This is a genomic window from Streptomyces sp. NRRL S-337 (assembly GCF_000720175.1).
Classification (GTDB): domain Bacteria; phylum Actinomycetota; class Actinomycetes; order Streptomycetales; family Streptomycetaceae; genus Streptomyces; species Streptomyces siderophoricus.
In genome coordinates this window covers 170,312-184,844 of sequence record NZ_JOIX01000005.1, presented here as the reverse complement: position 1 = coordinate 184,844, position 14,533 = coordinate 170,312, and the positions used below count along the sequence as shown (strand labels likewise).

General features: G+C 73.1%; 11 protein-coding genes. 2 read left to right on the top strand and 9 right to left on the bottom strand.

What is annotated here, in order from left to right; all coding sequences use genetic code 11:
• Positions 1-73 precede the first annotated feature (73 nt).
• On the top strand, positions 74-1,402 hold the full coding sequence (gene paaK, locus IG62_RS0106980; protein WP_030798763.1) for a phenylacetate--CoA ligase PaaK: 1,329 nt from the start codon (positions 74-76) through the stop codon (positions 1,400-1,402).
• A gap of 4 nt (positions 1,403-1,406) precedes the next feature.
• Here paaK and IG62_RS0106975 read toward each other — a convergent pair whose 3' ends face one another.
• From IG62_RS0106975 to IG62_RS0106955, 5 genes are all read right to left on the bottom strand, one after another.
• Positions 1,407-2,207, bottom strand: coding sequence for a VOC family protein (locus tag IG62_RS0106975; protein WP_030798761.1), 801 nt, complete (start codon positions 2,205-2,207; stop codon positions 1,407-1,409).
• A gap of 145 nt (positions 2,208-2,352) precedes the next feature.
• The gene (locus tag IG62_RS0106970; RefSeq protein ID WP_030798759.1) at positions 2,353-3,864 is read right to left on the bottom strand and encodes an acyl-CoA synthetase; all 1,512 of its coding nucleotides are present in this window, start codon (positions 3,862-3,864) and stop codon (positions 2,353-2,355) included.
• A 41-nt stretch (positions 3,865-3,905) separates the two neighbouring features.
• A complete protein-coding gene (locus IG62_RS0106965; RefSeq protein ID WP_030798757.1) occupies positions 3,906-5,462 on the bottom strand; it encodes an acyl-CoA synthetase in 1,557 nt (518 codons plus the stop codon).
• Between the two features lie 19 nt (positions 5,463-5,481).
• Complete coding sequence (locus IG62_RS0106960; RefSeq protein ID WP_030798755.1) at positions 5,482-6,585, bottom strand: NAD(P)H-dependent flavin oxidoreductase; 1,104 nt, start codon at positions 6,583-6,585, stop codon at positions 5,482-5,484.
• A 110-nt stretch (positions 6,586-6,695) separates the two neighbouring features.
• Positions 6,696-8,282, bottom strand: coding sequence for a phytoene desaturase family protein (locus IG62_RS0106955; protein ID WP_030798753.1), 1,587 nt, complete (start codon positions 8,280-8,282; stop codon positions 6,696-6,698).
• Between the two features lie 180 nt (positions 8,283-8,462).
• On the opposite strand from IG62_RS0106955, the gene IG62_RS0106950 reads away from it, so the two are divergent.
• Positions 8,463-9,773, top strand: coding sequence for a glycoside hydrolase family 27 protein (locus tag IG62_RS0106950; protein ID WP_030798751.1), 1,311 nt, complete (start codon positions 8,463-8,465; stop codon positions 9,771-9,773).
• A gap of 8 nt (positions 9,774-9,781) precedes the next feature.
• Here the strand turns inward: IG62_RS0106950 and IG62_RS0106945 are convergent, their stop codons facing one another.
• From IG62_RS0106945 to IG62_RS0106930, 4 genes are all read right to left on the bottom strand, one after another.
• Positions 9,782-11,725 (bottom strand): serine/threonine-protein kinase, encoded by a 1,944-nt coding sequence (locus IG62_RS0106945; protein WP_030798750.1) that lies wholly within the window; start codon positions 11,723-11,725, stop codon positions 9,782-9,784.
• Positions 11,726-11,752: 27 nt separating this feature from the next.
• Entirely contained in the window at positions 11,753-12,595 is an 843-nt protein-coding gene (locus IG62_RS0106940) for an oxygenase MpaB family protein (protein WP_078871868.1), read from the bottom strand.
• 69 nt (positions 12,596-12,664) lie between these two features.
• Positions 12,665-13,852 carry an acyl-CoA dehydrogenase family protein gene (locus tag IG62_RS0106935; protein ID WP_030798745.1) on the bottom strand — a complete coding sequence of 396 codons (1,188 nt, stop codon included), beginning with the start codon at positions 13,850-13,852 and terminating at the stop codon, positions 12,665-12,667.
• Positions 13,853-14,087: 235 nt separating this feature from the next.
• Positions 14,088-14,513, bottom strand: coding sequence for a hypothetical protein (locus IG62_RS0106930; RefSeq protein WP_030798743.1), 426 nt, complete (start codon positions 14,511-14,513; stop codon positions 14,088-14,090).
• Between the last annotated feature and the right edge of the window lie 20 nt (positions 14,514-14,533).

Genomic DNA, 14,533 nt, shown 5'->3' with positions numbered 1-14,533 from the left:
CGCCGCGCGCTGATTACTTGGGTCAGCATGCAGCTACCGAATGATCGGTAGGGAGACGAGGCGGTGACACTCCATGCCGGAAGCGGCCACGGGCAGGGCGACGGACAGCACGGCGTTCGACGACGCGGAAGTGCTCTCGCCGGAGGCCCTGCGGGACCTCCAGCTGACCCGGCTGCGCGCCTCGTTGCGCCATGCCTATGACCACGTGCCCTTCTACCGTGCGGCCTTCGACCGGGCCGGGGTCCGCCCCGAGGACTGCCGGACGCTCGGTGACCTGGCCCGTTTCCCGTTCACCGTCAAGGACGACCTGCGTGCGCAGTATCCCTTCGGGATGTTCGCGGTCCCCAAGGAGGAGGTGCGGCGCCTGCACGCCTCCAGCGGCACCACCGGCCGCCCGACCGTGGTCGGCTACACCGAACGCGACCTCGCCCACTGGGCGGACGTGGTCGCCCGCTCGATCAGCGCGGCCGGCGGCCGGCCCGGCCACACCATCCACATCGCCTACGGCTACGGGCTGTTCACCGGCGGACTGGGCGCGCACTACGGCGCGGAGCGGCTGGGCTGCACGGTCGTCCCGGCGTCCGGCGGGATGACCGGCCGGCAGGTGCAGATCATCCAGGACTTCCGGCCCGAGATCATCATGGTCACGCCGTCCTACATGCTCACCCTGCTGGACGAGTTCGAGCGGCGGGGCATCGATCCGCGGTCGACCTCGCTGAAGGTCGGCATCTTCGGTGCCGAGCCGTGGACCGAGCAGATGCGCCGGGAGATCGAGGAGCGGTTCGCGATCGACGCCGTGGACATCTACGGGCTGTCGGAGGTGATGGGCCCGGGGGTCGCCCAGGAGTGCGTGGAGACCAAGGACGGGCTGCACATCTGGGAGGACCACTTCTATCCGGAGGTGGTCGACCCGGTCACCGGTGAGGTGCTGCCGGACGGTGAGCACGGCGAGCTGGTCTTCACCTCGCTCACCAAGGAGGCGATGCCGGTCGTCCGCTACCGCACCCGCGATCTGACCCGGCTGCTGCCGGGCACCGCCCGGCCGGCCTTCCGCCGGATGGAGAAGATCACCGGGCGCTGCGACGACATGATCATTCTGCGCGGGGTCAACCTCTTCCCGGCGCAGATCGAGGAGATCGTGCTGCGCACGCCCGGCGTCGCCCCGCACTTCCAGCTGAGGCTCACCCGCGAGGGCCGGATGGACCATCTGACCGTACGCGCCGAGGCCCGCCCCGATGCCGGCCCCGAAGCACGTGCGGCAGCCGTGGGGCTGATCGCACGCGGGGTCAAGGAGGGCATCGGGGTCTCGGTCGCCGTGGAGATCGTCGATCCGGAGACGCTGGAGCGCTCGGTCGGCAAGATCAAGCGGATCGTGGACGCCCGGCCGCGGGACCCCGCCTGACCGCTCAGGTCATCTCCGGGTCCCCCTTGATCAGGGCGAACGGGGCGCCGGCCGGGTCCGTGACCATCGCCAGCCGGCCGACGCCGGGGGCGGTGGTCGGCGGGATGAGGACCGTGGCGCCGTGGTCGAGGGCGGCGGCGTAGGTCGCGTCACAGTCGGTCACGCCGAAGTACGGGTGCCACTCCGAGGCCGAACCGGCCGCCAGATTCTCCTCCGCCAGCTGCATCACGCCGCCCTGGCCGGTGTCCTCGCCCTCGCCGCCGCCCGGCGAGGAGACGATCGAGTAGAACCGGTCGCCGCCCATCGGCATGTCCTGGAAGCTCCAGGAGAACACCGAGCGGTAGAAGCCCTTGGCCATGGCCACGTCGGTGGTGTACAGCTCCGTCCAGCACAGGGTGTTCGGCTCCATGACCCGCTCCAGGCCCTGGACGTCACGGGGCTGCCAGACCGCGAAATCGGCGCCGGTGGGGTCGGTGTAGGCGGCCAGCCGGCCGGCCGTGAAGACGTCCGACGGCGCGACCCGCACCCGGCCGCCGGCCTGCTCCACCGCCTTGGTCGTGGCGTCCGCGTCGGTGGTGTGGAAGTACGTCGTCCACGCGGACCGCGCGCCCTCCTCGGTGAGCGGGCCGACGGCGCCGACGGTCTTCCCGTCGAGCTGGAAGAAGCCGTAGCCGCCGGCCTCCGGGCCGGCGGACGCGAAGCTCCAGCCGAACACGGCGGAGTAGAAGGCGACGGCGGCGTCGATATCGGGCGTCCCCAGGTCGAGCCAGTTGGGGGCGCCGGGGACGTAACGGGTGGTCAGCATGGTGTCCTCCGTCGTACGGAACGAGACGTACAGGGCCGTCGGCCGGCTGTTCTCCGGCCACGCGTTTTCAGCATGGCAGGGGGCACCGACAGTCGCCCTCCGCACGCGTCGCGCGCGCCGCACGGCGCGCCGCGCGCCCGACGGCTCAGGACGCCGCGAACCGTTCCCGGAGCTCCCGCTTGAGGACCTTGCCGCTGGCGTTGCGCGGCAACGCGTCCACGAACACCACCCGTTTGGGGGCCTTGAACGGCGCGAGCCGGGCCCGGGCCGCCTCGATCAGCTCCTGCTCCCCGACCGGTTCACCCTCCGGGCGCCGCACGACCACGGCGGTCACCGCCTCGATCCACCGCTCGTCCGGCAGCCCGATGACCGCGACCTCGGCCACCTGGGGGTGGGCGTAGAGCGCGTCCTCCACCTGGCGCGAGGCGACCAGCACGCCACCGGAGTTGATGACGTCCTTGACCCGGTCCACCACGGTGAAGTAGCCCTCCGGGTCCCGGACGGCCAGGTCCCCGGAGTGGAACCAGCCGTCGCGGAACGCCTCGGCGGTCTCCTCGGGCTTGTCCCAGTAGCCGGTGCACAGCTGCGGGGAGCGGTAGACGACCTCGCCCGGGGTGCCGTCGGGCACCTCCCGGCCCGACTCGTCGACCACCCGCGCCTCGACGAAGAGCACCGGGCGCCCGCAGGAATCCATCCGCCCCTCGTGCTCGTCCGGTCCCAGCACGGTGGCCAGCGGGCCGATCTCGCTCTGCCCGAAGCAGTTGTAGAAGGCCAGCCCGGGCAGCCGGGCGCGGAGCCGTTCAAGGACCGGCACCGGCATGATCGAGGCGCCGTAGTACGCCTTGCGCAGCGCGCTCAGGTCGCGGTCGGCGAACCCCGGGTGCTGCGACAGGCCGATCCACACCGTGGGCGGTGCGAACAGGCTGTCCGCCCGGCCCGCCGCGACCAGGTCGAGGATCCGCTCCGGGTCGGGCGCGTCGAGGAGGGTGTTCTCCGCGCCGACCGCCAGATACGGCAGCAGGAAGACGTGCATCTGCGCGGAGTGGTACAGCGGCAGGGAGTGAACCGGGCGGTCGGTCTCCGCGAGGTCCAGGGCGGTGATCGCGCTGACGTACTCGTGCACCAGGGCGCGGTGGGTCATCATCGCGCCCTTGGGCAGTGCGGTGGTGCCGGAGGTGTACAGCAGCTGGACCAGGTCGTCGGACTCCGGCGCCGCGGGGTCCGGGTCCGCGGGCGCGGTGCGCAGCCGGACCAGCAGCGAGTCGTCGGTGTCGCGCAGCGGCAGGACCCGCGTGGAGTCCGGCAGCCGCCCGGCGAGCCGCGGATCGGCGAGGACGAGGGAGCTGCCGGACTGCTCCACGAGGTAGCGCAGCTCGTCGCCGGTGAGGTGGTGGTTCATGGGTACGTGGATCAGCCCGGCGCGGGCGCAGCCGAGGAAGCCGATGAGGTAGGCGTCGGAGTTGTGGCCGTAGGAGCCGACCCGGTCGCCGGGGCGCAGTCCGGCCCCGCGGAGCACCGCGGCCGCGGCCGACACGGCCTCGTCGAGCTCCCGGTAGGTCCACATCCGGTCGCCGTACCGGACCGCGGTGCGGTGCGGCACCCGCCGGGCGCTCCGCCGCAGGATCCCGTCCACCGTGCTGCTGCGCACATCAGTCATGGCGGGATCCTGCGGGCGGCCCGGTGCGAGGTCAAGTACCGCTACACGGCGCGCTCCCGGCCCTCCCAGTAGGGGTCGCGGAGCCTGCGCTTGTACAGCTTGCCGTTGGGGTCGCGCGGCATGACGGCGATGAAGTCGACCGTCTTGGGCCGTTTGTAGCCGGCGAGTTGGCGCTCGCAGTGCGCCAGGATGTCGGCGGCCAGACCGGGCCCGGGCACATGGCCCTCGGCGGGCTCGACGACGGCCTTGACCTCCTCGCCCCAGTCGTCGTGCGGGATGCCGAAGGCCGCGGCGTCGGCGACGGCGGGGTGGCCGAGCAGGGCGGATTCGATCTCGGCGGGGTAGATGTTCACCCCGCCCGAGATGATCATGTCGATCTTGCGGTCGCGGAGGAAGAGGTAGCCGTCCTCGTCGAGGTACCCGAGGTCGCCGACGGTGAAGAAGTCCCCGATCCGGTTCTTCCGGGTCTTCCCCTCGTCCTTGTGGTAGCGGAAGCCGCCGGTGGTCATCTTCATGTAGACGGTGCCGAGTTCGCCGGGCGGCAGGCGGTTGCCGTCGTCGTCGAAGACGGCCAGTTCGCTGATCGGCCAGGCCCGGCCGACCGTTCCGGGTTTCTTCAGCCAGTCCTCGGCGGTCGCGAAGGCGCCACCGCCCTCGCTCGCCGCGTAGTACTCCTCGACGCAGCCGCCCCACCAGTCGATCATGGCGCGTTTGACGTGGTCGGGGCAGGGCGCGGCGCCGTGGATGGCGTGCCGCAGCGAGCTGACGTCGTAGGCCGCCCGGGTCGCCGCGGGGAGCGCGAGCAGGCGGTGGAACTGGGTGGGCACCATGTGGGTGTGGGTGCAGCGGTGCCGGTCGATCAGGGCCAGCATGCCCTGGGGGGTCCACTTGTCCATCAGGACGACGCGGTGGCCGAGGTGCAGCGAGGCGCCGGCGAACTGCAGGACGGCCGTGTGGTAGAGCGGCGAGCAGACCAGGTGGACGTTGCCGTCGAACGGCCTGATGCCGAAGATGCCGAGGAATCCGCCGAGATGGGCCTGCTCGGGCGGGGTGCCGGGCAGCGGGCGGCGGATGCCGCGCGGCCGTCCGGTGGTGCCGGAGGTGTAGTTCATCACCCAGCCCAGCGTCCGGCCGTCGGGTGCGGAGTCGGGCTGTTCGTCGAGGAGTTCGCGGTACGGCCGGAAGCCGTCCGCGGTGCCGACCAGATAGCGCCGGGCGGCCGGCAGCTCCGCCTCGTCCGCCGCCTGCCGGGCCGCGTCGGCGAACCGCTCGTGCGCGATCAGCACCTTCGCCCCGGAGTCGGCGACGATCCAGGCGATCTCCGGGCCGACCAGGTGGTGGTTGACCGGGACGAGGTAGAAACCGGCCTGGGACGCGGCGAGGTAGGCGGTGAAGAACTCCACGCCGTTGGGCAGGACCACGGCGAAGGCGTCGCCGCGTTCCAGGCCGGCCGCGCGCAGCCCGTGGACCAGCCGGTTGCTCACGGCGTGCAGCCGGCCCGCGGTCCACTCCTCGCCGTCCGGGGCGATCAGCACCGTGCGGTCCGGGTCGGCGGCGGCCTGCGCCCAGAAGCCGTTGGGCGGTGGGGAGTTGGTCATTCCGCTGTCCTCCTCGGGTTCATGCGCGTCCGGCGATGCGGTTGATGCGGTCGATGGCCCGCTCGAAGCCGCGGGTCAGGTCGTCGAAGACGGCCTGGACGCTGCGTTCGCTGGTCATCCGGCCGACGATCTGGCCGACCGGGGTGCCCAGCAGCGGCTCGACCTCGTGCCGCTGGATGCGCGAGTTCGCCTCGGCGACCAGCAGTCCTTGCAGCGGCATCGGCAGTGGGCCGGGGCCGGCCGGGTCGTCCCAGGCGTCGGTCCACTCGGTGCGCAGCTGGCGGGCGGGTTTGCCGGTCAGGGCGCGGGAGCGCACGGTGTCGCCGGGTCCTGCGGCGAGCAGTTTGGCGGTCAGCCGCCGGGAGTGGAGTTCGGCCTCCCGGGTGGTCAGCCAGATCGAGCCGAGCCAGACGCCCTGGGCGCCCAGGGCGAGTCCGGCGGCGATCTGCTCGCCGCTGCCGATCCCGCCGGCCGCGAGGACGGGCAGCGGGTCGACGGCGGCCACCACCTCGGGGGTGAGGACCATGGTGGCGATCTCGCCGGTGTGTCCGCCGGCCTCGTAGCCCTGGGCGACGACGATGTCGATGCCGGCGGCCTTGTGGTGCCGGGCGTGCCGGGGGCTGCCGGCCAGTGCGGCGACCAGGACACCGTGCTCGTGGGCGCGTTGGACGACGTCCGGGGGCGGGGGGCCGAGGGCGTTGGCGAGCAGGGTGATCGGGTAGTCGAAGGCCACGTCGAGCTGGGTGCGGGCGACCTGTTCCATCCAGCCGGTGATCCGCCAGCCGGACTCCTCGCCCTCGGCGAGCGGCGGTACGCCGTAGGTGTCGAGGAGTCCGTCGACGAACCGGCGGTGCCCGTCCGGGATCATCGCTTCGACGTCGGCCTCGCTGACGCCCGCCACCTTCTTGGCGGGCATCACCACGTCGAGCCCGTACGGCAGCCCGTCGGTGTGCTCCTGCATCCAGTCGAGGTCGCGGGCGAGGGCGTCCGGCGCGGTGTAGCGGACCGCGCCGAGCACCCCGAACCCGCCGGCCCGGGTGATCGCCGCGGCGACCGCGGGGAAGGGGGTGAACCCGAAGACGGCGTGCTCCGCGCCCAGCCTGTTGCTCAGCTCCGTCTGCATGCGCGCAGGATGCCGCAGGGCGCCGTACGAGGGAAGAGATTTTCTGATGCAGCGTCAGAAAACTGTCCCGCGGCCGGGCCGGCCCGGGGTCGCCGCGCCTTCCCGGGCCGTCACGCCCTGCTTGAGCACCGTTCCTCCAGCACCGCCATCGCGGCGTTGTGGCCGGGGATGCCGCTCACCCCGCCGCCCCGCACCGCGCCCGCGCCGCACAGGAGGACGGCGTCGTGGCCGGTGGCCACGCCCCAGCGCGCCGCCGCGCCGGCCGGAGCCTCCGCCTCCGGATCCGCGTACGGGAACGCCAGCTCGCGGTGGAAGATGTTGCCGCCCGGCAGGCCGAGTTCGCGGTCCAGGTCGAGCGGGGACCTGGCCTCGACGCAGGGGCGGCCGTCGGCGTCCTGGGCGAGGCAGTCGGCGAGGGGCTCGGCGAGGTGTTTCTCCAGTTCGGCGAGGGTGGCCGCCAGGAGGCGGTCGCGGGTGGCAGGGTTGTCGGCGGTGTCGTCGGCGAACAGCCGCGCGGGGGTGTGCAGGCCGAAGAGGGTGAGCGTCTGGTAGCCGCGGCGGACCAGGTCGGCGCCGAGGATGGAGGGGTCGGTCAGCGAGTGGCAGTAGATCTCGGAGGGCGGGGCGGCCGGCAGGCTCCCGGCGGCGGCCTGCCGGTAGGCCCCTTCCAGCTGGTCGTAGCCCTCGGCGATGTGGAAAGTGCCGGAGAACGCCTCCCGCGGGTCCACCCCGGTGTCGCGGAGCCGGGGGAGCCGGGTGAGCAGCATGTTCACCTTGAGCTGGGCGCCCTCGGCGGGCGGCGGCGGCGCCTCGCCGAGGAGGCGGGCGAGTTCCCGCGGCGAGGCGCCCACCAGGACCCGGCGGGCGCCGATCGTGCCCTGCTCGCAGGTGACCTCGGCGGTGCGGCCGTCGGTGGCGAGCGCGGTCACCGGGCAGCTGGTGACGATCTCCGCACCGGCCCGGCGGGCGGCGTCGGCCAGGGCATCGGTGAGGGCGCCCATGCCGCCCAGGGGGACGTCCCAGTCGCCGGTGCCGCCGCCGATGACGTGGTAAAGGAAGCAGCGGTTCTGGCGCAGTGACGGTTCGTGGGCGGTGGCGAAGGTGCCGATGAGGGCGTCGGTGAGGACCACCCCGCGGACCAGGTCGTCGGTGAAGGTCTCCTCGACCAGCTCGCCCAGGGGCCGCTCGAAGACGGCGCGCCAGGTGGCGTCGTCGTCGACCCGGGCACGCAGCGCGGCGCGGGTGGGCAGCGGTTCCGTGAGGGTGGGGAAGACCCGCTCAGCGAGCCGGCGGGTGGTGCCGTAGAAGCGCTCCCAGGCGGCGAACTCCCGGTCGGAACCGGTGAGTTCGGCGAACGAGCGGCGGGTGCGGGCCTCGCCGCCGCCGACCAGGAGGCCGGTGGGGCGGCCGTGGCGCACGGTGGGGGTGTAGGAGGAAACGGTGCGTTTGCGGACCGCGAAGCGCAGCCCGAGGTCCCGCACGATCTTCGGCGGCAGCAGGCTGACGAGGTAGGAGTAGCGGGACAGCCGGGCGTCGACACCGGTGAAGGCCCGGGTCGACACGGCGGCACCACCGGTGTGGTCCAGCCGTTCCAGCACCAGCACGCTCAGACCGGCGCGTGCGAGATAGGCGGCGGCCACCAGTCCGTTGTGCCCGCCACCGACGATGACCGCGTCGTACGAAGTCCGTTCCGGCATGCCCCTTGGTAGCACGCGGTGATCGCGGGGGCCAGGTGCACGCGGCTGAAACCTCCACTCAGGCCGGTGCGGCTTCTTGACCGGGTCCGGGGCTGCTCCTAGCGTCCGGCCGTGCTCCACCTCGGCACCGCCCCGGCTGTCCCCCCGTCAGGCCGTCCCGCACACCCGTGAGGTGACCCCGTGTCCCGTCCTTCGGTACCCCGCATCGGCCGCACCGTCGCCGGACTCACCGCCGTCGCCGCCTGTTCGGCCGGGCTGCTGGCCTCCCCGGCGCCCGCCTCCGCCGCCCCCGGCCCCGGCCGCGCGTCCGACTCGGCGCACGCCGCCGGCCCGTACCCGAACCTGGCCCCCACTCCCCCGATGGGCTGGAACAACTGGTCGTACTACACCTGCCACGTCGACGAGAAGGTGGTGCTCGACAACGCGCGGGCACTGGTCCGTTCGGGGCTGGCGCACAAGGGCTACCGAACGGTCACCGTCGACGACTGCTGGATGGCCAAGCAGCGCGGCCCCCAGGGCGAGCTGCTGCCGGACCCGGTGAAGTTCCCGCACGGCATGGCCTACCTGGGGCAGCAACTGCACGCCCTGGGACTGAAGTTCGGGATCTACGAGGACGTCGGCACGCTCACCTGTGAGAAGTACCCGGGCAGTCTCGGCCACTTCGCCGAGGACGCGAAGCTGTTCGCGAGCTGGCAGGTGGACTACGTCAAGGCGGACGGCTGCAACGTGCCCACCACGCCGGGACACAGCAAGGAGGAGACCTACCGGGACCTGTACGGGCAGATGAGCCGCGCGCTGCGGGCCAGCGGCCGGCCGATCACCTTCTCCGTGTCCGCGCCGGCCTACTTCCAGTTCGACGGCGACGGCGTCTGGCACCGGGTCATCGGCTGGTCGTCCGAACTGGGGAACCTGTGGCGGGGCGGCAGGGACGTGGCGTTGCAGCAGAGCACCCCGGACGCCAAGTGGTCCTCCATCGTCTACAACTTCCACTACAACGCGAACCTCGCCGATCTGCAGCGCCCCGGACGGTGGAACGACCCGGACTTCCTGCTGGCCGGGGACTCGGGGCTCAGCCGGGACGAGATGCAGAGCCAGATGTCGCTGTGGGCGATGATGGCGGCGCCGCTGATCTCCAGTACGGACCTCGGAAAGCTCTCCCCGCAGGCCCGCGCGGTGCTGGGGAACGCGCACGTCATCGCCGTCGACCAGGATCCGCTGGGGGTCCAGGGCCGCATCGTCGCGCAGGACGACCACTCGGCCGTCCTGGCCAAGCCGCTGAAGAACGGCGACCGGGCGGTGGCGCTGTTCAACTCCGCTGACGCGCCGCGCACGCTGGCGATCACCGCGGGCGCGGCCGGGCTGCCGGAGGCGTCCTCGTACCGGCTGCACGATCTGGTCACCGGTCACCGCGGGCACAGCGACGGGGACATCGTGGCGCACGACGTGCCGGCGCACGGCACGGTGCTCTACCGGGTGACGCCGGACGACTGAGCGGCCCGCTAGGGGCGGTGCGCCGCGCGCTCCCGTCGGAGGGCGGCGATCCGGCGGTGCAGGGCGGCCGCCTCGTCCTGGCGGCCGAGTTGTTCCAGGCACTGGGCGAGGTCGCTCTGGCTGGCCAGGGTGTCGGGGTGGGCGGCGCCCAGCGCCCGGGTGCGGGCGTCGGCGACCCGGCGGTAGCGGTCCAGCGCGTCGTCCCAGCGGCCCAGCCAGCCGAGGGCCACGGCGGTCTCCCGGAGGCTGACCAGCGTGTCGGGGTGGTCGGGGCCGAGCACCCGCTCGCGGGCCGCGGCCACCTCCTTGGCCTCGGCGAGCGCCTCCGGCCAGCGGCCCAGCCGCCCGAGGTTGACGCCGAGGCCGTGCCGGGCGCGCAGGGTGTCCGGGTCGTCGTCGCCCTGGGTGCGGGTGCGGGCGGCGACCAGGTCGTGGTAGAGCATCAGCGCCTCGGCGCTGCGGCCGAGCCTGCCGAGGCCGATGGCGACCTCGGAGCGGGCGTCGAGGGTCTCGGGGTGGTCGGGGCCGAGCGCGGCCGTACGGGCCGCCGCCACCTCCTGGTAGGTACGCAGCGCCTCGGGCCACTTGCCCAGCCGGCCGAGGACATGGCCGAGTTCGTAGCAGGTGGTGAGGGTGTCGGGGTGGCGGGCTCCGAGGACCCGGGCGCGCGCTGCGGCCACGTCCCACGTCATGGCCCGGCAGTCCTCCAGCCGGCCCAGCCGGCCGAGGTTGCGGGCGAGGTGGTGACGGCAGTCGAGGGTGTCGGGGTGGTCGGGTCCCAGGGTGCGTTCCTGGGCGGCCAGCACCTCGGCGTAGATCTGGTGGGCCTCGAAGTACCGGCCGTCCTCGCCCAGGGCCCGGCCGGCCGCCAGACGGGCGGCGAGGGCGGTGCGGCGGTCGTCCGGGGGTGCCGGGCTGGCGATCCCGGCGGCCACGGCGGCGTCGCCGGACCGGGGGTCGCCGCCGCCGGTCCAGGCGTCGGTGAGGACCGTGCCGGCGCGGCTCGGTACCGAGCGGGGCGGGCGGTGGGCGGGGCCGGCCGGTGAACCGGGGGTGATGCCGGCGGTCCAGGGCGGCAGGGCCGGGGCGGTGGCGCCGGGGTCCTGGCGCGCGTCGGCGAGGCGTTTGGCCAGGTCGTCGGCGTCGCGGGGCCGCTCGTCGGGGTCCTTGGCGAGCAGCTGGAGCATGATCCGCTCGTAGGCCGCGGGCAGGTCGGGGCGGAGGGAGCGCGGCGGGGTCGGCGCGGTGTCCCGGTGTCCGACGAGCACCGCCCAGGCGTCACCGAGGTCGAACGGCGGGACGCCGGTGGCGAGTTCGTACAGCACGCAGCCGAGGGAGTACAGATCGCTGCGGTGGTCGACGGGATGCGCGCCGATCTGCTCGGGCGACATGTAGTGCGGGCTGCCCATCGCGACGCCGGTGCCGGTGAGCCGGGCGGTGAAACCGATGTCGTGGCCCAGCCGGGCGATGCCGAAGTCACAGATCTTGACCGTGCCGTCGGCGGTGCGGACGATGTTCGCCGGCTTCAGGTCGCGGTGCACCACGGCCTGCCCGTGGGTGTAGGCGAGGGCGGCGGTGACCTGTTCGGCGATGTCGATGACGTCCGGGACGGGCAGCGGCTGGCGCCGGTTGTCGTCGAGCAGCTGGCTGAGGTTGCGGCCGGTCAGCAGCTCCATGACGAGGAAGAGGGTGCCCTGGTCCTCGCCGAAGTCGTGGACGACGGTGATGCCGCGGTGCTGGAGGGCGGCCGCGACCCGGGCCTCGCGGCGGAAGCGCTCGCGCAGGACGTCGAGGAACTCCGGCTCGTGCCGGGGCCCCAGCGGCTTGAGGCACTTGACGGCGATCTGCCGGCCCAGTGCTTCGTCGCGGGCCCGCCAGACCTCGCCCATGCCGCCGCGCCCGATGGTGCCGAGCAGCCGGTACCGCCCCTGGATCAGCCGGTTCTCCGCCATCGTCTGTCGCCGCCCCCGTCCCCGCCCTCACGGCCAATCGCGCCGCTCCCCCTGCCCGTCCAGTATGGCGGCGGCGCGGCGGAGCTTGTAGGCCGACGGGCGGGTGTCGGGCCCGAGTCGTGCGACGGCACGCAGGATGTGCCGGGGCGGCAGCTGCCAGCGGACGGTGGGCGGAATGGCGCGAAGCAGGCGGCCGGTGGCGCGCAGACGGCGGGTGACGGTGGCGGGCGGCGGCGCCGGGCGCCCGTAGAGCCGGTGGGCGTACGCCGGGAGGGCGCCGTAGGCGAGGTGGGCGACCCACGGCCAGAGCACCGCGCGGGCCGGGACGAACACGGCGGGCACCGGCGGACGGCGCAGGAACGCCTCCACCTCGCGGGCCTCGGGGGTCGCCGCGAGCAGGGGCCGGACCCGTGCGAAGTACGCGGCGAGCGCGGCGCGGCCCGCGGGGACCCGCGCCGGATCCAGCCCGACCAGCCGGCCGCTCTCCCGCTGTTCGCGCAGGTAGGCGTCGGCCTGGGCGTCGGTGAGCGGACAGCCGGAGCGGCGCAGCACCTGGAGGTAGGAGTCGACCTCGGCGCAGTGCACCCACAGCAGCAGCTCCGGCTCGTCGATGCGGTACCGCCCGCCGGTGGCCGGGTCGGTGGCGGTCAGCCTCCGGTGCAGTCCGCGGACCGCGGCACCGGCACGTTCGGCGGCGTCGGTGGTGCCGTACGTCGTCGTGCCGACGAAGTTCGCGGTGCGCATGAGCCGGCCCCAGGCGTCGCGCCGGAAGTCCGAGTTCTGCAGGACGCCCCGCACCGCGCGGGGGTACAGCGCCTGAAGGTAGAGCGCGCGGATCCCGGCGATCCACATCAGCGGGTCACCGTGCATCTGCCAGGTCACCGACGAGGGTCCGAAGAGTCCGGGGTCACCTGCGGGAGGGGTGTCCACGGCGTCAGGCTAACGCCGTACCCGTGGCATCCCCAGGCCGATCCAGGCGATGATCTCGCGCTGGATCTCGTTGTTGCCGCCGCCGAAGGTGAAGATCACCGCGGAGCGGTAGCCGCGTTCCAGTTCGCCGTGGAGCACGGCGCCCGCCGAGCCCTTCTTGAGGGCGCCCGCAGCGGCGACGACCTCCATGAGCCAGGCGTAGGCGTCCCGCCGCGCCTCGGAGCCGTAGACCTTGACCGCGGAGGCGTCCTGCGGGGTGAGCGTGCCTTCCTGGAGGGCGTTCACCATGCGCCAGTTGAGGAGCTTCATGGCGTCCAGCCTGGTGTGGGTCTGCGCGAGGCGGCGGCGGACCCAGGGCAGGTCCACGACGCGGCGGCCGTCGGCGAGCTTGGTCTTCATGGCCCAGCGCTGCACGTCGTGCAGGGCGCGGATGGCCATGGTGCCGTGGGCGGCGAGCGTGACGCGTTCGTGGTTGAGCTGGTTGGTGATCAGCCGCCAGCCCTTGTTCTCCTCGCCGACGCGGCGCGAGAGGGGGACGCGGATGTTCTCGTAGTAGCTCGCCGTGGTGTCGTGCGAGGCGAGGGTGTTGATCAGGGTGCAGGAGTAGCCGGGGTCGGAGGTCGGCACGAGGAGGATGGTGATGCCCTTGTGCGGTGGCGCGTCGGGATCGGTACGGACGGCCAGCCACACCCAGTCGGCGGTGTCGCCGTTGGTGGTCCAGATCTTCTGGCCGTTGACGACGTAGGTGTCACCGTCGCGTACGGCCCTGGTCTTCAGCGCGGCCAGGTCCGTGCCGGCTTCGGGCTCGCTGTAGCCGATGGCGAAGTCGAGCTCCCCGGAGAGGACGCGCGGCAGGAAGTACGCCTTCTGCTCCTCGGTGCCGAACTGCATCAGCGTCGGTCCGACGGTGTTGAGCGCCATCAGCGGCAGCGGGACGCCGGCCTGGGCGGCCTCGTCGAAGAAGATGAACTGTTCCATCGGGGTCATCCCGCGCCCGCCGAACTCCCGGGGCCAGCCGACGCCGAGCCAGCCGTCGGCGCCGAGGCGGCGGATGGTCGCGCGGTAGAAGCGCTTCTGCTCGGCGGGGTCGGCGAGGGGGGCACCCATGGCGTAGGCGTGGTCCGGCACCAGTTCGGCGAAGTAGGTGCGCAGCTCGGCGCGCAACTGCTGTTGCTCGGGGGTGTATTCGAGGTGCACGGCCCCTCCAGATCGTCCGGCAGTCCGGTCGTCCGGCCGGCGGACCGCCGCGTTTCTGACGGGCCGTCGGTTCACGGATCGGGGGCACAGTAGAACTTGTTGCAGAAATTCGGAAGAGCGTGACCGCGGTACGGGCCTGCCGCACGTTCTGCCGGGCAGGCGCGCCCGCCACCGGCGCACGAAGGCCCGGTGCGGCACCTGCGGGTACCGGACCGGGCCTGGGTGCCGGGCGCCATCAGCCCACGGCGTGCTTGGCCGCGTTGTTGTGGGGCGCGATCCGGCCGCGCTGCACTTCCTTGCAGTACTTGACGGAGCCGTTGTTGGTCACGTACTTCGCCGCGACCCAGGTTCCGCGCCCCTCGCCGGTCAGGTACCAGACACTGTTGCCGGCGACGGGCTGGGTGCGGACCTTGCACACCAGGTTGACCTGGGCACGGTGCCGGAGGTAGCCCTTCACCGACGCGTCGGTGCTGGGGTACTGACGCTCGCTCAGGCCCTTCTTGGTCGTGACGACGCCGTACGGTTTGGCGGTCGGGCCGGGCGCCGCCTGGGCCGGAGCCATGGCGGACAGCGTCGCTCCGAGGGCGAGCGCCGTGGTCAGTGTGCCCGCGCCGGCTGCGAGCTTTCTGCCGCGGACCGCGAGGAATTCGGTCGTGGACATGGGGGTCTCCTGTTCTTGAC